Here is a 17,862-nt window from a genome sequence, read left to right as displayed (position 1 = left end):
TGATTAGCAGGTGAAGAGATTGCTTCGTTCCTCGCAATGACGCGCGGGTATTATTGTATAACATTATTAAAAACTCAGCTTCTTCTCCACTTCATTAGTGCCCTTTGCCTGCTGGCTATAGGCATTGCAATCTAATGTAATAGATAACGGAGCTTTAGGAGGAGTAAAGTCAATATTCTTTTTTATGCCCAAATCGGCATTGGCATATACCTTTTTCATATATAATGCAAAAATTGGTAGTGCTGAGTTGGCCCCCTCGCCAAGGCTTTGAGTTCTGAAATGTATGTCGCGGTCCTCGCAGCCGGTCCATATACCTGTTACTAATTGAGGGGTAATACCTATGAACCAACCGTCGGAGTTATCATTAGTTGTACCTGTTTTACCACCTATTGGGTTGGTTAAATTATAGGTCCACTTTAGCCTTTGTCCGGTTCCTTCTTCTATAACCCCTTTTAACATATAGGTCATTACATAAGCGGTTTGCTCACTCAGAGCCTGTTTGCGTTGCACATGATTTGAGTAAATTTCATTACCATTTTTATCTTCAATACGTAGTAAATAGCTGGGCTGTGTCCAAACGCCCTGGTTGGCAAATACAGAATATGCGCCCGTCATATCATATACCGAAGCATCAAAACTGCCAATACATATTGACGGAACTGCTGGTATGGGACTGGTAACCCCCATTTTCTTGATCAGCTCTACTACAGGTATAGGTGTAAGTTCTTTCATTAAATGAGCGGTGATCCAATTTTGCGAGTGGGCCAAAGCCTGGCGTAAGGTTAAGGGGCCGGGAATGGTTTCTGTTCTGCCGGAGCTAGGGCACCATTTTTGCCCATCATAATAAATGGTATCAGGCACATTGTTTACCTGCAAACAAGGTGAATATGCATTATCAATGGCTACAGCATAAGTAAATGGCTTAGCCGTTGAGCCAACCTGCCTTGTGCCGGCATATACCTGGTCATAATTAAAGTGTTCAAAATTAGTTCCGCCAACCCAGGCTTTAACATACCCTGTAGTAGGGTCCATGCTCATCAACGCGTTTCTTAATAAGAATTTGCAATATACAATCGAGTCGATAGGTTTCATTAATGTATCTATATCACCTTTCCAGGTAAAAAGGTTTAACATATCTGGTGTATTAAAGTTCTGGCTTATCTCCTCATCTGTTTTACCCAATGCCTTTAACTCTTTATACCTGTCAGACTTTTGTATGCCCATTTTGATCAAATAAGCATAGTTATGTATTTCTTTAGCAAGGTTATGCCCGTGCCAATGTTCATTGAATTGATTTTGCAGTTTACGCATATATTCGCGTTGTGCTTCCTCGGCATATTGCTGCATTGTATAATCAATAGTGGTATATATTCTTAAACCGTCGCGGTCAAGGTCATAAGGCGTTCCGTCAGATTTGTTTATATTTTTGTCAACTAATAATTTTTTCAACTCGTTTTTTAAAGTTGCCCTAAAATAAGGTGCTAATCCTTCTGTATGATTAATAGGATGATAATCAATACCAAGCGGTCTGGCCTTACTTTCATTGGCCTGCCCTTCACTTAAATAACCTTCGTCAGCCATGCGCTTCAATACAAGATTACGCCCGATAAGTGCCTTATTTGGATGCCTTATTGGTGAATTTGCGGTTGGGGCCGTAAGCATTTGTATTAAAGTGGCAGCCTGATCTGCTGTTAATTTTGCAGGCGTGGTATTAAAATAAGTTAACGCTGCAGAGCTTATGCCAAATGTACTACTGCCAAAATCAACCGTGTTTAAATACATGGTGATGATTTCCTGCTTAGTATAGTGCTTTTCTATCCTTATGGCAATAATGAGCTCCCTTAGCTTTTGCAAAATTCGTTTTATAGGATTATGCGCAGGTTTTTCAAGGGCAAACATATTTTTTGCCAATTGCTGGGTAATGGTACTGGCCCCCTGTTTTTTGCCTATCATTCCATAAAGAATAATAGTAAATGAGCGCCCAAAATCAATACCCGAATGTGTGAAAAAATGATTATCCTCTTTTGCTATTAACGCGTTTATTACATTAGGCGATATGTCTTTGTAAGTTACATTCGATCGGTTGGTTTTGTAATATTTACCCAATATTTGCTTATCTGATGAGTAAATTACGGATGCCTGGTCGCTTTTTGGATTTTCCAGTTCGCGCAATGAAGGCAGGGTGCCAAATACACCAAATGTGGTTAGGCCTATCAATATTACTACAAGTGCAAAGCAGGCTATAAAAAATCTCCAAATATACCAGTTGTATCTCTTTATATCCTGTTGCGAAAGTTTAACGTCCATCTTATTAATAGGTTTGTTGGTAGTAATCAATATAATTATCCAATAATTTTTTGTCGGCTAATTTATCCAGATTTTCTTGTGTTATAATAAAAAAACTGTATTTATCATTTGGTATTTTCATGATCTGGGGCAATAATGGGATAATAGCCCTTGCATATTTCTTAACCGCGTCAAGACTGTAAAACCGGCCCATGTATATCAGCTGATTATCACGCCCGGCATTTTTTAGCTGGTGCTTAATTGCATTAGCCTGGAAATTGGCCCGGTTAAACTGCCCAATCCCAAAACGTGATGATGCCAGATCTGTTGTGCCGGTACTTACATTTATTACAAAATAATAGTTAGTACTATCGCGCAAATTAAAAGTAGTTGATGCTACTTTAACCGGTGGCCTGTCTTTTATACCTGCCTGCTCCGCCGGTTTAACTACAGGTTTATCAACTACCGGTGTAAAGGTACGATTACGGTTATATACTGTTTCTTTTTGATAGGCTATAGGCGGCGAAAAGAATGCGCCTGTTGTATCACTATCCATTATAACATAAGTTTGCGCAGCGAGTTCGGTTGAGTTAGCATCAATATAAGCTAAATGCTGTTTCACTAATGGCGTTATTAACTGATCGTTGGGATAATTATTAATCATTTGCTGCAGATCGGCCCTGAAGGGAGCTATTGTTTCTAAATGCCCACCGGCTATAGCCCGCAGGTAATATAACTGTACCAATAGCTTATTGTTGGGGTATTGCTTTAACAAACTATCGGTAACGCTAATAACCTGGCTATATTTTTTCTGTCGATACAGATCATACACTATGTTATAAGATGCATAAAACCGCGAATCGGCATCATCCAGCTTTTTGCTGTAATCGGGGTCGATAATCACTTTGGCAAATATGCTTTCGGGATAAATTTTTACCAGCCTGTTTTTATACTCGTTTGATTTTGCTACATCAATATCGCTATACAACCTATACAAATTATAGTATACCGAAGGCTTATTAGGATCATCAGGAAAGTTAGTCAGCAGCAGTTCGTAGTTTATTATAGCATTATTTTTATCCTCTAAAATATCGCGATAAAAATTGGCTATATCTAAATACGCGTTATAAATGCGTGCGTTTGATTGTGCAAGCAATGCCGGAGTAAGGGGAAGGTTCTGTAATAAATTGTTCCGGTAATTACCTGCCGATACATCAGTTTTATTTTTACGCATATCTGCCGGTAATACTGCATCAGGGTCGGTTATAGAAGGTACATTTTGTTGAGCTACATTTGTATTATTGTTTATAACCGTATTATTACTTTGTTTGCTGCTTCTGCGCCAGTCATCTTCCAGTTTACGGCCGCCCCATATACGTTTAAAATCGTTATATCCCTGACTAACAGCTGTGGCATTATAAAAATAAAAGCTGCTGCCTGTAGCCGGTTTGCCGGTTGGTGTAGCATTAGTATTATTAAGCGGTTTAGTTGCTGCAGCGATACTATTATTATTGGCTGTTATAACCTGTTGCTGCAAAATTTGGGCATTAACCATATTGTCAATACGTGCCGACCGTGTTTTTTCGTCAAGCCCGGCCAGCATTTGCAACGTATCTTCATGGGCAATTATCTGCAATTTATCAACCAGTACCTGCAGGTTATTGCTTTTCTTTTGTATGATTTGATAGCCGGGATAGTTTGGTGAAAGATTAGTTAGCGTACTATCATAGTATTTTTTAGCATTTACATAATCGGCCTTGTCGTTAAAGTCAATATCTGCCATACGCAGGTAGGAGAGGCCCTTTTGGTTTTGATTTTTTGAGCTGTTACGTACCGATAGCTTATAATATTTTATGGCATTGTTAATGTCTTTATTAACCTGGTAAAGCTGGGCGACCTGGTAATATATCTGGTCCTGGAAATCTTTATTATTCTCGTTTTTGAGCAAGCTCAATAAAAGGCTTGTACGGTTCATCTTAATTCCGTTCCGCATATCCTCAATACGTATGCGATTAAGATTGGCATTAAATGCCATCTCGAACTCGGCATTGCTTTTAACAATACGCGTATAGCTTATTATAGCCTCATTGTTTTTATGATTTAATTCCTGCAGTTGCCCAAGGATAAACGTCCAGCGTAATTTCTGATTGTTGTTTTTACAATAAAGTATAGCCTTTTTAGCTGCCGCTTCTGCATCGACATAGTTTTTGGTATTAATATCATACTGCAGGTTTGCCGCATACACATCAGCCGGAATGGTCTTTTTAGGATTGACGTTTTTATAAACCGTATCTAATGCCAGCCGGGCTTCGCGCGTGTTATTTAAGTATAACAAGGCACGTACTTTCCACGCTGCTGCTTGTTGTGTAAGGCTAATTTCTTTGGGGAATGAGCGAATTACGTAACTAAAGAATTCAACCGCGTCAAAAAACTTTCCGGCCAAAAAATTGGCCTTGCCCAATACCAGGTATGCATCGCCCACATAGCGGCTCTGTTCTTTTTCGTTAATAATGGTGTTGGCTTTAATTATTGCGGCATCCAGCTCTTTATCAGATGCGGTGCCATGTACTACCGTGTCCCGGTAAACGCTTAATATACGGTCGTACGAATCAATATAGCTGCCTGCATAGGTTTCCTGCTTTTGCCTTAATAACTCGTTTGCATTATATAATATATTATAATGAGCAGTTAAATTTTGCATGGCGCGGTTAAACTTAGTCCTTCTCTCGAACGAGCAGCCTGCTATGATAAATACCATTGCAAACAGAAAAAAGTTAACTTGCTTATTTACAGGGAATATGTAGTTGCGCCTCAAGATCGAACAGTGGTTTTAAAAGCCTTGCTAATTTAGTAAAGATTATGCAATAGGATTTAATAAATTTGCGCATGGCTAAAAATGAACCTACCGGCAATCCGGATAATAACGGCCCGGGAACCAATTACTCCAAATTTATAGGCGTTGCTTTCCAGATGATAGCTATTATTGGTTTGTTTACCTTTGCAGGCTATAAAATTGATGAAGCAGCAAATCATGCCACTAAATGGGCAACCGCGGCATTATCATTAACCGGTGTTTTTATTTCATTATTCATTATTATCAGATCTTTAAAAAATTGAAAATTCTTACTAAAATTTACCCATTTATAATATTTACAATAATAATGGCTGTAGGGCCTTTGTATCTAATATATTCAGGCAATCAAAGTTATTTAATACCTCAGTTTTGGGGGCTGTTTGCATTTATATCCATATTAACATTAATTGTGTTGATAGCAATCCTTGTGGGGCAAGCAATAGATCCCGAAATGTATGCCCAATATTTTATGGGCGCTACTGTTTTTAAGCTGCTTGCCTGTTTAATTTTTATCCTGGTTTTTGTGCTGAAACATAAGGTTGACAAGGCTGTTTTTATGGGCAATTTCTTTTACTTATATTTCTTAAATACGGCCTTTGAAGTTTATGTTTTGTTGCGTAACTTGCGCAACCAAAATTTAAAGTAAAAAACTTTATTTAGATGTATAAAAGCTCAATTTTGAAATTAAAAATTTTTACACTTTTACGAATTTGTGCCGTTTTTTTAACGCTGAACGCATTTTCACTCCCGGTTTTTTCGCAAGAAACGCTTAAAGAAGGCGTTGAAAAAAAGTTTGAACCAAGCGAGGTTATTTTAGAACACATTGCCGATTCTCACTCTTTCCATATTTTAGGAAACACGTCAGTTCCGTTACCGGTCATTTTGTATACCGATAAAGGTTTTGAGGTTTTTTCGGCAGCTCGTTTTGAGCATGGTAAAGCAGATTATGTTGGTAAATATTACACCTACCGTTTAATAAATGATAAAGTAAATATTGTTGGTGCCAATAATACTTTATTGGCAAGCGCTACGGTATTAAAGCTGAATAGCTCGCTGATAGATTTTTCCATCACCCGCAATGTAATAAGCATGTGGATGTCTATCCTGTTTTTAGTTATCATATTTATTGCGGTATCATCAGCCTATAAAAAGCGCCAGGGCCAGGCGCCAAAAGGCTTACAGTCTTTTATGGAGCCAATTATCCTTTTTGTAAGAGATGATATTGCCCGCCCAAATATAGGTTACAAATACCGCAGGTTTATGCCTTTGCTGTTAACCATTTTCTTTTTTATATGGATAAATAACCTGATCGGCTTGGTGCCTTTCTTCCCGGGTGGTTCAAACCTTACCGGTAATATAGCAGTAACATTTGTACTGGCATTAATAACTTTAATATTGGTTAATTTAAACGGCAACAAACATTACTGGAAACACATTTTTGTTCCGGCTGATGTGCCTGTTTGGATATGGCCATTATGGTGGGTTATTGAGTTGGTAGGTATTATATCGCGCCCGTTTGCATTAATGATTCGTTTGTTTGCCAACATTACGGCGGGCCACATTATTGTATTAAGCTTAATATCATTAATATTTGTTTTCAAATCTTTATACATAGCACCGGTATCAGTAGCATTCGTAGTATTTATGGATGTGCTTGAGTTATTGGTTGCTGCATTGCAGGCTTTCATTTTTACGTTGTTAACCGCCCTGTTTATAGGCTCAGCAATTGAGGAAGCTCATCATTAATTAGTAAATAACTATAATACATATATTAACTTTTAAATTTAAAACAATGATTGGAAGTATCGCTGCACTTGGTGCAGGTTTATCAGTAATCGGAGCCGGTATCGGTATCGGTCAAATCGGTGGTAAAGCCGTTGAAGGTATTGCCCGCCAGCCGGAAGCTGCTTCAAAGATCCAAACTGCAATGATCATCGCTGCTGCCCTTGTAGAAGGTGCCGCTTTGTTTGGTGTGGTTGTATCATTCTTAGGCTTGAAATAATCAATCCTTAAGAAAAAAACATTAACCTTACCTGTAGCGGTTGGCAACAGGTAAGGTTATTTAATAAGTTGAATTAAAATTTCTAAAATATAAAATGGAATTAGTTACCCCCGAAATTGGCTTAGTATTCTGGACTACAGTATCATTTTTAGTGCTGTTTTTCCTGCTTGCTAAATTTGCCTGGAAGCCTATTATGGGCGCCATTGACGATAGAGAACGCTTTATTGAAGACTCACTGCGCAAGGCCGAAGCTGCTAAAGATGAAATGGCCCGTTTAACTAATGAGAACGAAGTGTTGTTAAAGCAGGCGCGTGTTGAGCGTGATCTGATATTGCACGAAGCTAAAAAAGTTAAGGACCAGATCATTGGCGATGCTAAAGACGCTGCACACACAGAAGGCGCGCGCATGATAGAGCTTGCCCGTGTTGAAATTAACAACCAGAAGGCTATTGCTATGGCTGATGTTAAGAACCAGGTAGCCTCATTATCATTAGAAATTGCTGAGAAAGTATTGAAACAGCAATTTGCAGATCAGGCAAAACAAGACGAGTTGGTGAGCCAGCTTTTAAAAGAAGTTAAATTGTAATAGTGATTGGAGATTAGTGAATAGTAAATGGTTTAACCGCCCTAACTAATCACTAATCTCCAATCACTAATCACTATCATAAAATATGTCAGAATTAACGGTAGCAGCCAGGTACGCCAAATCATTGATCGATCTTTCGAAAGAGCAAAACGCTTTGGAAGATTTAAATAATGACATGGTATTTTTCCTGAAAACCTTAAAGGCAAACCCGCAGCTAATTGCAGTTTTAGGTAATCCTATCATATCTCATCAAAAAAAATTAAATATCCTGACCGGGTTATTTGAAGGTAAGGTGAATAAAATATCTATCGCGTTTTTTAAGCTGATGATAAACAAAGGTCGTGGCGAAGTTTTATACACTACAGCACACGAGTTTATTAACCAGTATGACTTTATAAAACACATTACCCAGGCTACGGTAGTATCCGCTACGCCATTATCAGCAGCTAACAAGGCTAAGATATTGGCCGAAGTAAAAGCAACAGTAGGCGGCGAAGTGGTATTAGAAGAAAGGGTAGACGAAACGCTGATTGGCGGTTTTGTATTAACCGTTGGCGACAGGCAGATAGATACCAGTATTGCAAGCAATTTAAAAAAATTGAAAAAGAACTTTGCCCAAGGCATTGTTTAATAAATAAATAAAATCTCAAAATTAAAATAAACTATGGTAGAGGTAAGACCAGATGAAGTATCGGCAATTTTGCGTCAGCAGTTGGCGGGTTTCAAGTCAGAATCTGAATTAGAAGAAGTGGGTACCGTACTCCAGGTGGGTGATGGTATTGCACGCGTTTATGGTTTAACAAAAGTACAATCAGGCGAGTTGGTTGAGTTTGACAATGGCTTACAAGGTATTGTATTGAACTTGGAAGAAGATAACGTGGGTGTTGTATTGTTGGGCCAATCTGACGAAATTAAAGAAGGCGATACTGTTAAACGTACCCGTAAAATTGCCTCTATAAACGTAGGCGAAGGCATGCTTGGCCGTGTAGTTAACACGTTAGGTGCACCTATTGATGGTAAAGGACCAATTACCGGCCAGACTTATGAAATGCCCTTAGAGCGTAAAGCTCCGGGTGTTATCTACCGTCAGCCGGTTACAGAGCCTTTGCAAACAGGTATCAAGGCTATTGACGCGATGATCCCTATCGGCCGCGGACAACGTGAGCTGGTTATTGGCGATCGCCAGACAGGTAAAACTGCGGTTTGTATTGATACCATCATCAACCAAAAAGAATTTTATGATGCCGGTAAACCGGTTATCTGTATATATGTAGCTTGTGGCCAAAAGGCTTCTACAGTTGCAAACATTGTACGCGCGTTGGAAGAAAAAGGTGCTATGCCTTATTCTATCATTGTTGCTGCTAACGCTTCAGACTCTGCAACCATGCAATTCTTTGCTCCGTTTGCAGGTGCCGCTATCGGCGAGTATTTCCGCGATACCGGTCGCCCGGCATTAATTGTTTATGATGACTTGTCTAAACAAGCGGTTGCTTACCGTGAGGTGTCTTTATTATTACGCCGTCCACCGGGCCGTGAGGCTTATCCGGGTGACGTGTTTTACCTGCACAGCCGTTTATTAGAACGTGCCGCTAAGATCAACGCCAATGATTCTATCGCGCAAGCGATGAATGATTTGCCGGAGTCTATCCGTAGCATAGTTAAAGGTGGTGGTTCATTAACAGCATTACCTATCATTGAAACACAAGCAGGCGATGTATCAGCTTATATCCCAACCAACGTAATTTCAATTACCGACGGGCAGATATTCCTGGAGTCTAACTTGTTTAACGCTGGTGTTCGTCCGGCAATTAACGTGGGTATTTCGGTATCTCGTGTAGGTGGTAACGCGCAGATCAAATCAATGAAGAAGGTAGCAGGTACTTTAAAACTTGACCAGGCACAATACCGTGAGCTGGAAGCTTTCTCAAAATTTGGATCGGACTTAGATGCTTCTACTAAAAACGTACTGGATAAGGGTGCGCGTAACGTAGAGATATTAAAACAAGGGCAGTATTCGCCAGTATCTGTTGAAAAACAGGTAGCTGTTATTTACTTAGGTACTAAAAACCTTATGCGTGGCGTACCGGTAAATAAAATACGTGAGTTTGAAAGCGAATTTACAACCCAGTTAGAAATGCGTCACCCTGAAGTGCTTGCTGCATTAAAAGCAGGTAAGTTTGATGACCAACTAACAGGCGTACTGGAAACAGTAGCAAAAGAACTGGTAGCGAATTATAATTAATTTAGTTTGTAGTCGAAAGTCTTTAGTCCTGAGTCGCTTGACTTAAGACTTAAGACTTTCGACTCAAGACTCAAAAAAAATGGCTAATTTAAAAGAAGTAAGAAACAGGATATCGTCGGTATCGTCAACGCAGCAGATCACCAAAGCTATGAAAATGGTTTCGGCAGCTAAGTTGAAACGTGCTACCAATGCTATTGTACAATTACGCCCATATGCAAGTAAGCTGAAGGAATTATTGTCAAACTTGTCTGCAAGTTTAGAGGATGGTTCGTCACCTTTTTTACAGCAGCGTGAGCCTGTTAAGGTATTAATAGTAGCGGTATCATCAAATCGCGGACTGGCAGGTGCTTTTAACGCTAACGTTATGAAAACTGCCAATAACCTTATCGCCGAAAAATACAGCGAGCAGTTAAAGGCGGGTAACGTTTCTATTGTTGCTATCGGTAAAAAATCGCAGGAGTTTTATGAGCGTCGTAAATACAACGTTATCGGCAACAATAATGAGTTGTACAATAACTTAAACTTTGCTAATGCCTCGTTAATTACCGAAAGCATTATGGAAGGCTTTTTAAAGGGACAATATGACCGTGTTGAAATAGTGTATAACCACTTTAAAAACGCGGCTATGCAGTTTTTAATAACCGAGCAATTGTTGCCGGTACCAAAAACCGAGCTTAAAAAAGACGAAGTAAAAACCGCACAGGTTGATTATATACTGGAGCCATCACAAGAAGAAATTGTTGCAGAGCTGATACCAAAAAATATTAAGATACAATTGTATCGCGCGGTATTAGATTCTGTAGCTTCTGAGCATGGTGCCCGTATGACCGCGATGGATAAAGCGACCGAAAACGCAGGCGATTTGTTGAAAGCATTAAAACTTGCCTACAACCAGGCCCGTCAGGCAGCCATCACTACAGAGCTTACCGAGATTGTAAGTGGCGCGGCGGCGTTGTCATCAAATTAGGCCCCCTCTAAACGGCATAGCCCTCATGAACACCTAAGAAAACAAATCATAGGTGAATAATCTTCCCCGGTAGGGGAGGCTTTTATAATATACAAAACGGCTTTCCGATTCGGGAAGCCGTTTTGTTTGTAATCTCACCACGCGTCATTGCGAGGAACGAAGCAATCTCTGCGCATGCAAATCAATTAACGAAGTCTCATACGCATGAATAAGAACATATTGCTTATTGAATGTCCTATATAGAGATTGCTTCGTTCCTCACAATGACGTGCCGATTAATGGGATATTTGTGCTTATATCAAATCAAACCCAATATCTTTCCTAAAATAACAACCGTCATAATAGATCCTGCTGGCATCGGCAGTAGCTTGTTGCAGGGCATCGAACATATTATCTTGTAACGATGTAATTGCTAAAACCCGTCCACCGGTTGCTAATATATCTTCACCTTGTTGTGTTGTACCCGCCTGGAAAACGTGCGAGCCGCGTACATTCTCCATGCCGCTGATAGCTTTGTTTTTTAAATATTCACCGGGATAACCGCCTGCAACACAAACTACGGTTGCCGCAACTTTATTGGATATGATGAGTTCCTTTTCGTTCAGATTTCCTTCGGCTACGCCTAACAGTAGCTCGACAAAGTCTGATTCTATGCGTGGTAAAACGCTCTCTGTTTCGGGGTCGCCCATGCGGCAATTGTATTCTATCATGTAAGGGTCGCCATGACAATTCATCAGGCCAATAAAGATAAAACCTTTGTAAGGAATGCCCTCTTGTTTTAAGCCTTCAATGGTTGGGATGATCACCCTATCTTCAACTTTCTTAATAAACTCCGCATCCGCAAACGGAACCGGGGATACAGAGCCCATACCGCCGGTATTTAATCCGGTATCGCCCTCGCCAATACGCTTATAATCTTTGGCTGATGGTAAGATTTTATAATTATTGCCATCAGTCAGTACAAAAACCGATAGCTCAATACCTTGTAAAAACTGTTCAACAACAACCTTCGAGCCGGCATCGCCAAATTTGGCCTGGGTAAGCATTTCTATTAATTCCTGCTGTGCCTCTTGTACGGTAAGACAAATTAATACGCCTTTGCCCGCAGCCAATCCATCGGCTTTTAAAACAATAGGTAAGCCTATGGTTGGTAAATAATCAAAACCCTCCTGCAAAGTATCGCGGGTAAAAGTTTTTGATGTAGCTGCAGGGATGTTGTGCCTCTCCATAAACTGTTTAGAAAAATCCTTGCTGCCTTCTAATTGTGCACCCTCGGCCTGCGGACCAATAACCGGCACGTTTTTCAACTGTTCATCCGTCAGGAAAAAATCGTGAATGCCCCTAACTAAAGGCTCTTCGGGGCCAACCAATACCAAATCAATGCTATTAGCTAAAACACATTGTTTAATGCCTTCAAAATCGTTTACGGCAATGTTTACATTGGTGCCGTATTGACCGGTACCCGCGTTACCGGGCGCTATAAAAAGTTTACTGCATTTTGGGCTTTGTGCTAATTTCCAGGCGAAGGCGCTTTCCCTTCCGCCCGAGCCGAGGATCAGGATGTTCATAGGGGGCAAAGATAGAATATTTTGATGTGTGGATGTGCAAATATGCAGATGTGCGAATGAATTTTTAATTTAATAATTGAAGCTAATCTGCATATCCGCACATCTGCATATTTGCACATCAAATAAGTCATCTGCTATTAAAAATTATTACCTTTGCCTGTCATAATGGCTTTATAATTGCGCTGGCGCAATTATTGAGTTTATGCCATCATATCAAACTAAATATGTTAAATTTTATAAGTAAGCTTTTTGGAAGCAAATCAGAACGGGATGTAAAGGCTATTTTGCCTTTGGTTGAAAAAGTTAAGGCCGAGTTTGCCAAGCTTGATCAGATAAGTAATGATGAGCTAAGAGCCAGGACACTTGATTTTAAGGAAACCATTAAACAGGGATTAGCTAAAATTGACGAAGAGATACAGGCGATTAAAGATCAGACCGAGAACAATCCGGATATGGATGTGCAGGAGAAGGTTGACCTGTATACCCAGGCAGATAAGTTGCAAAAGGACCGTGATAAGGAGCTGGAAATTATATTATTAGATTTATTGCCTGAGGCTTTTGCCGTTGTAAAGGAAACTGCCCGCAGGTTAAAAAATAACGCTACCATTGAGGTTACCGCCACGCAGTTTGACCGTGACCTTGCTGCTAAAAAGCAAAATGTTGTTATAAAAGGCGATAAAGCTATTCACCATAATAAGTGGCTGGCTGCGGGTAATGAAGTTACCTGGGATATGGTACATTATGATGTACAGCTGATTGGTGGTATTGTATTGCACCAGGGTAAAATATCAGAGATGGCAACAGGCGAAGGTAAAACATTGGTAGCCACACTGCCCGCTTATTTAAACGCTTTAGCCGGCCAGGGTGTGCATATTGTAACCGTGAATGATTACCTGGCACGCCGTGACTCGGAGTGGATGGGCCCATTATATGAGTTTCATGGTTTATCGGTGGATTGTATTGATAAACATGAGCCAAATACCGAAGAGCGCCGCGCTGCTTATTTAGCCGATATTACTTTTGGTACCAATAACGAATTTGGTTTTGATTACCTGCGTGACAATATGACACGCAGCCCCGAAGAGTTGGTACAACGCAAACTGCATTATGCTATGGTGGATGAGGTCGATTCGGTTTTAATTGATGATGCCCGTACACCTTTAATTATTTCGGGCCCAATCCCACGCGGGGATGAGCATGAATTTTATGAGTTGAAGCCGCGTATTGAGCGTTTGGTTAACGCGCAAAAAAGTTATGTAAACGGTGTTTTAAATGAAGCAAAAAAAGCTATCGCCGAAGGCAAAACAGGAGTTGACGAAGGCGGTTTAGCTTTATTGCGCGCCTTTAGAGGTTTGCCAAAAAGCAAGGCCTTAATTAAATATTTAAGTGAAGGCGCCAACAAGCAGGTTTTACTAAAAACCGAAAACTACTACATGCAGGACCAAAATAAGGAAATGCCTAAAGCAGATGCCGAGCTGTTTTTTATTATAGATGAAAAAAATAACCAGGTTGAGCTGGCCGAAAAGGGTATTGAACTCATCACCTCATCAGGCGAGGACCCTAACTTTTTTGTGATGCCTGATGTGGGTACCGAAATAGCGGAGATAGAAAAATCTGATCTGCCTGCCGAAGAAAAGATAGCCAGAAAAGACGAATTGATGCGCGATTTCTCTATCAAGTCTGAGCGTATACACTCGGTTAACCAGTTGTTAAAAGCATATACTTTATTTGAAAAGGATACCGAATATATTCTTGACGAAGGCAAAGTAAAAATTGTTGATGAGCAAACCGGTCGTGTGCTGGATGGCCGTCGTTATTCCGACGGGTTGCACCAGGCTATTGAAGCCAAAGAAAATGTGAAGGTAGAAGATGCTTCACAAACCTTTGCAACCATCACCCTGCAAAATTACTTCAGGATGTACCACAAGCTTTGCGGTATGACGGGTACTGCCGTTACCGAAGCAGGTGAGTTCTGGGAAATATATAAACTGGATGTGGTTGAAATTCCAACCAACACGCCAACCAGCCGTTCGGATATGCACGATCTGGTTTACCGTACCGTTCGCGAAAAATACAATGCCGTTGCCGATGAGATAGTAAAACTAACCCAGGCGGGCCGCCCGGTACTGGTAGGTACAACTTCGGTTGAAATATCTGAGTTGTTGAGCCGTATGCTAAAATTGCGCGGTATCAAACACAACGTATTAAACGCCAAGATGCACCAGAAAGAGGCCGATGTTGTGGCTGAAGCAGGTAAAACAGGCACCGTAACTATTGCCACCAACATGGCTGGCCGTGGTACGGATATAAAATTAGGCCCCGGTGTTAAAGAAGTTGGTGGTTTGGCTATTGTAGGTACAGAGCGCCATGAGTCGCGCCGTGTGGATAGGCAGTTGCGTGGTCGTGCAGGCCGCCAGGGTGATCCCGGATCATCACAATTCTTTGTATCGTTAGAGGATAACCTGATGCGTTTATTCGGGTCAGAGCGTATATCAAACCTGATGGTGCGTATGGGCATTGAAGAGGGCGAGGTTATTCAGCACTCTATGATATCAAACTCGATAGAGCGCGCGCAGAAAAAAGTAGAAGAAAACAACTTTGGTACACGTAAACGTTTGCTGGAGTATGATGATGTGATGAACTCGCAGCGTACCGTTGTGTATACCAAACGTAAAAACGCGCTGTTTGGCGAACGTTTAGATGTTGATTTAAACAACACCATTTTTGATGTAGTTGAAGATATTGTAACCGAATACAAAGAAGTAAACAATTACGAAGGTTTCCGTTTAGAGGTTATCCGTTTGTTTTCTGTTGATACCGAGCTTACACAGGATGAATTTGCAGGCACTTCATTAAACGCTTTGGTTGACAGGACGTTTGCCGACATTACCGAATTTTACAAGCGCAAATCAGAAGCTATAGCCCAGCAGGCTTTCCCGGTTTTAAAGGATGTTTACAACACCCGTGGTAATATTATAGAAAACATAATGGTGCCGTTTAGCGATGGTGTACATGGTATACAAGTTGCTGTTCCGCTTAAAAAGGCTATCGAAAATAATGGTATGGAAGTGGTAAAATCATTCGAAAAGAATGTTACCCTGTACCTGATTGATGATGCCTGGAAAGAGCATTTGCGCGAAATGGATGAGCTGAAGCAATCTGTACAAAACGCTGTTTACGAACAAAAGGACCCATTATTGGTTTATAAGTTCGAAGCTTTTAATTTGTTCCGCCAGATGCTGGCTACCGTGAATAAAGAAATTGTAAGTTTCTTATTTAGAGGCGGCATTGCATCGCAACAAGCGCCGGATGAAGTGCAGGAAGCAAGGCCGCAGCCTAAAACTGATATGCGTAAAATGCGCACATCAAAACCCGAATTGGTACACGAAGGTGCCGGTGGCTTGCCAATATTTGACGATACACGCGAGCAACAAAAATCAATGCCAATACGTGTTGAGCAAAAAATAGGAAGAAATGACCCTTGCCCTTGCGGTAGCGGTAAAAAATATAAAAGCTGCCATGGCGTAGGTCAGGCGTAAATTAAAAAAGCCGCGTCATTGCGAGGAACGAAGCAATCCCTACGTAGGACAGGCGATAAAAAAATTAATTAAATAACCATTATATGAGTAACATCAATCTCATCGATTGCAAATGCAGAGATTGCTTCGTTCCTCGCAATGACGGTGGTTATTAACGATTCAGAGACAATGAAAAACACACCTGTATATAAAGCAAATTTTAGCAATATATTCAGGTGCATTTTTTTTATAGCTATTTTTATCCCGGCTATATCCTACGCGCAAGACCGTGGTACGGTTGAAGTAGTAAAAGATCCACGGATAGATACATTCATGGCCCGGCGGGCAAATTTAAAAAGTAGCATGGCGGCGGTTTATGCATCAAGCTATGGTTACCGGGTACAAATTTATAGTGGTTCGAGCCGTAAAGACGCGTATGATGTGCAGGCAAGGTTTACTGATACATACCCCGGCATGCGTACCTATATTAGTTATAGCGAACCTAATTATAAAGTACATGCCGGCGATTTCAGGACACGACTGGAGGCCGAAAAACTGAAACAGGAACTGGGGCGGTCATTTACCAGCCTTTTTATAATAGAAGAAAAAATAAATCCTCCAAAAGCAGATACCCAATGATTAAGCAGAAGATACAGGAATTATCAAAAAATATTTTTAATGACGTTGTAGCGAATCGTCGCCATATTCATAGCCATCCTGAGCTTTCATTTCATGAGGTGGAAACATCAGCGTTTGTCGCTAAAAAACTGGATGAGCTGGGTATTGGCTGGAAACGTATGGCTGATAATGGCTTGGTGGCATTAATAACAGGAGAGAAGCCATCAGATAAAGTAGTGGCCCTGCGTGCTGACATGGATGCTTTGCCAATAACCGAGGCTAATGATGTTCCCTACAAATCGCAAAACGTGGGCGTAATGCATGCCTGCGGGCACGATGTACATACCTCATCATTATTAGGTACAGCAAAAATATTGACGGAGCTAAAGAGTGAATTTGGCGGTACCGTTAAGCTTATTTTTCAACCTGCCGAAGAAAGATTGCCCGGAGGGGCCAGTTTAATGATAAAAGAAGGCGTATTGGAAAACCCAAAACCCGACGCGGTATTGGGCCAGCATGTAATGCCTTTTATTGATGCCGGTAAATTTGGTTTTCGTTCGGGTCAATACATGGCGTCGACGGATGAGCTATACGTTACCGTAAAAGGTAAAGGCGGCCACGGCGCGCAACCCCAATCAAACATCGACCCGGTAATTATTACCGCGCATATATTAATTGCGCTGCAGCAAGTAGTAAGCCGTATGGCCGCTCCTACAAATCCTACGGTGTTATCATTCGGTAAAGTTATAGCCAATGGTGCAACCAATGTAATACCAAACGAGGTTTATTTAGAAGGTACTTTTAGGGCGCTGGATGAAAAATGGCGTGCCGAGGCACATGTCAAAATGAAAAAAATGGCCGAAGGCATTGCTGAAAGCATGGGTGGAAGCTGTGATTTTAAGATATTGAACGGTTATCCTTTCCTTATAAATGAACCTAAACTAACAGCGGCTACCCGCGCGCATGCCGAAGATTACTTGGGTAAAGAAAACGTGCTCGATCTGGATATCTGGATGGCTGCCGAGGATTTTGCCTACTATTCGCAAGTGGCTGATGCCTGCTTTTACCGCATGGGCACCCGTAACGAAAGCCGGGGCATTACCTCTGCCGTACATACGCCAACTTTTGATGTTGAAGAAAAAGCTTTAGAGGATAGTGTTGGTTTAATGGCTTACCTGGCTGTTAAACAATTGGGCAATTAATAAATTCATGGTTGATAAA

Annotated in this window: 14 protein-coding genes; 11 read left to right on the top strand and 3 right to left on the bottom strand. The window is 40.8% G+C overall.

From position 1 onward, the window contains the following. Window positions 1-66: 66 nt before the first annotated feature. Window positions 67-2,307 carry a transglycosylase domain-containing protein gene (locus JWR23_RS08465; RefSeq protein WP_299515270.1) on the bottom strand — a complete coding sequence of 747 codons (2,241 nt, stop codon included), beginning with the start codon at window positions 2,305-2,307 and terminating at the stop codon, window positions 67-69. A gap of 4 nt (window positions 2,308-2,311) precedes the next feature. Then, window positions 2,312-5,044: a hypothetical protein gene (locus tag JWR23_RS08460; protein WP_299515268.1), complete on the bottom strand. Its 2,733-nt coding sequence runs from the start codon at window positions 5,042-5,044 to the stop codon at window positions 2,312-2,314. Between the two features lie 128 nt (window positions 5,045-5,172). On the opposite strand from JWR23_RS08460, the gene JWR23_RS08455 reads away from it, so the two are divergent. The 8 genes from JWR23_RS08455 to atpG all read left to right on the top strand — a co-directional run bounded on the left by JWR23_RS08455 (window position 5,173) and on the right by atpG (window position 10,937). Continuing rightward, window positions 5,173-5,403, top strand: a complete 231-nt coding sequence (locus tag JWR23_RS08455; RefSeq protein WP_299515266.1) for an AtpZ/AtpI family protein — start codon at window positions 5,173-5,175, stop codon at window positions 5,401-5,403. A gap of 44 nt (window positions 5,404-5,447) precedes the next feature. Continuing rightward, window positions 5,448-5,786, top strand: a complete 339-nt coding sequence (locus tag JWR23_RS08450; RefSeq protein WP_299515265.1) for a hypothetical protein — start codon at window positions 5,448-5,450, stop codon at window positions 5,784-5,786. A 32-nt stretch (window positions 5,787-5,818) separates the two neighbouring features. Then, complete coding sequence (gene atpB / locus JWR23_RS08445; RefSeq protein ID WP_299515264.1) at window positions 5,819-6,886, top strand: F0F1 ATP synthase subunit A; 1,068 nt, start codon at window positions 5,819-5,821, stop codon at window positions 6,884-6,886. Between the two features lie 46 nt (window positions 6,887-6,932). Then, window positions 6,933-7,142, top strand: a complete 210-nt coding sequence (atpE, locus tag JWR23_RS08440; protein ID WP_299502200.1) for an ATP synthase F0 subunit C — start codon at window positions 6,933-6,935, stop codon at window positions 7,140-7,142. A 94-nt stretch (window positions 7,143-7,236) separates the two neighbouring features. Continuing rightward, a complete protein-coding gene (gene atpF, locus JWR23_RS08435) occupies window positions 7,237-7,728 on the top strand; it encodes a F0F1 ATP synthase subunit B (RefSeq protein WP_299515263.1) in 492 nt (163 codons plus the stop codon). A gap of 85 nt (window positions 7,729-7,813) precedes the next feature. Then, the gene (atpH, locus tag JWR23_RS08430; protein ID WP_299515262.1) at window positions 7,814-8,359 is read left to right on the top strand and encodes an ATP synthase F1 subunit delta; all 546 of its coding nucleotides are present in this window, start codon (window positions 7,814-7,816) and stop codon (window positions 8,357-8,359) included. A gap of 33 nt (window positions 8,360-8,392) precedes the next feature. Continuing rightward, the gene (atpA, locus tag JWR23_RS08425; RefSeq protein ID WP_299515261.1) at window positions 8,393-9,970 is read left to right on the top strand and encodes a F0F1 ATP synthase subunit alpha; all 1,578 of its coding nucleotides are present in this window, start codon (window positions 8,393-8,395) and stop codon (window positions 9,968-9,970) included. A 79-nt stretch (window positions 9,971-10,049) separates the two neighbouring features. Beyond that, complete coding sequence (atpG, locus tag JWR23_RS08420) at window positions 10,050-10,937, top strand: ATP synthase F1 subunit gamma (RefSeq protein WP_299502191.1); 888 nt, start codon at window positions 10,050-10,052, stop codon at window positions 10,935-10,937. 293 nt (window positions 10,938-11,230) lie between these two features. Here the strand turns inward: atpG and purD are convergent, their stop codons facing one another. Continuing rightward, window positions 11,231-12,505 carry a phosphoribosylamine--glycine ligase gene (gene purD, locus JWR23_RS08415; protein WP_299515259.1) on the bottom strand — a complete coding sequence of 425 codons (1,275 nt, stop codon included), beginning with the start codon at window positions 12,503-12,505 and terminating at the stop codon, window positions 11,231-11,233. 224 nt (window positions 12,506-12,729) lie between these two features. On the opposite strand from purD, the gene secA reads away from it, so the two are divergent. The 3 genes from secA to JWR23_RS08400 all read left to right on the top strand — a co-directional run bounded on the left by secA (window position 12,730) and on the right by JWR23_RS08400 (window position 17,843). Then, window positions 12,730-16,044, top strand: a complete 3,315-nt coding sequence (gene secA / locus JWR23_RS08410) for a preprotein translocase subunit SecA (RefSeq protein WP_299515258.1) — start codon at window positions 12,730-12,732, stop codon at window positions 16,042-16,044. 168 nt (window positions 16,045-16,212) lie between these two features. Then, window positions 16,213-16,662 (top strand): SPOR domain-containing protein, encoded by a 450-nt coding sequence (locus tag JWR23_RS08405; protein WP_299515256.1) that lies wholly within the window; start codon window positions 16,213-16,215, stop codon window positions 16,660-16,662. Next, window positions 16,659-17,843, top strand: coding sequence for a M20 family metallopeptidase (locus JWR23_RS08400; protein ID WP_299515254.1), 1,185 nt, complete (start codon window positions 16,659-16,661; stop codon window positions 17,841-17,843). The genes JWR23_RS08405 and JWR23_RS08400 overlap by 4 nt, the downstream gene beginning before the upstream one ends. Window positions 17,844-17,862: the final 19 nt, after the last annotated feature.

This window comes from Mucilaginibacter sp. (assembly GCF_028288205.1).
GTDB lineage: Bacteria > Bacteroidota > Bacteroidia > Sphingobacteriales > Sphingobacteriaceae > Mucilaginibacter.
The sequence above is the reverse complement of the archived record's forward strand: the minus strand, read 5'-3'. Positions and strand labels throughout refer to the sequence as shown.

What these genes read in the sequence shown, in the direction of transcription:
- JWR23_RS08465 (WP_299515270.1), bottom strand. Translation starts at nt 2,307, where the DNA reads ATGGACGTTAAACTTTCGCAACAGGATATAAAGAGATACAACTGGTAT.
- JWR23_RS08460 (WP_299515268.1), bottom strand. Translation starts at nt 5,044, where the DNA reads ATGGTATTTATCATAGCAGGCTGCTCGTTCGAGAGAAGGACTAAGTTT.
- JWR23_RS08455 (WP_299515266.1), top strand. Translation starts at nt 5,173, where the DNA reads ATGGCTAAAAATGAACCTACCGGCAATCCGGATAATAACGGCCCGGGA.
- JWR23_RS08450 (WP_299515265.1), top strand. Translation starts at nt 5,448, where the DNA reads ATGGCTGTAGGGCCTTTGTATCTAATATATTCAGGCAATCAAAGTTAT.
- atpE (WP_299502200.1), top strand. Translation starts at nt 6,933, where the DNA reads ATGATTGGAAGTATCGCTGCACTTGGTGCAGGTTTATCAGTAATCGGA.
- atpF (WP_299515263.1), top strand. Translation starts at nt 7,237, where the DNA reads ATGGAATTAGTTACCCCCGAAATTGGCTTAGTATTCTGGACTACAGTA.
- atpH (WP_299515262.1), top strand. Translation starts at nt 7,814, where the DNA reads ATGTCAGAATTAACGGTAGCAGCCAGGTACGCCAAATCATTGATCGAT.
- atpA (WP_299515261.1), top strand. Translation starts at nt 8,393, where the DNA reads ATGGTAGAGGTAAGACCAGATGAAGTATCGGCAATTTTGCGTCAGCAG.
- atpG (WP_299502191.1), top strand. Translation starts at nt 10,050, where the DNA reads ATGGCTAATTTAAAAGAAGTAAGAAACAGGATATCGTCGGTATCGTCA.
- purD (WP_299515259.1), bottom strand. Translation starts at nt 12,505, where the DNA reads ATGAACATCCTGATCCTCGGCTCGGGCGGAAGGGAAAGCGCCTTCGCC.
- secA (WP_299515258.1), top strand. Translation starts at nt 12,730, where the DNA reads ATGTTAAATTTTATAAGTAAGCTTTTTGGAAGCAAATCAGAACGGGAT.
- JWR23_RS08405 (WP_299515256.1), top strand. Translation starts at nt 16,213, where the DNA reads ATGAAAAACACACCTGTATATAAAGCAAATTTTAGCAATATATTCAGG.
- JWR23_RS08400 (WP_299515254.1), top strand. Translation starts at nt 16,659, where the DNA reads ATGATTAAGCAGAAGATACAGGAATTATCAAAAAATATTTTTAATGAC.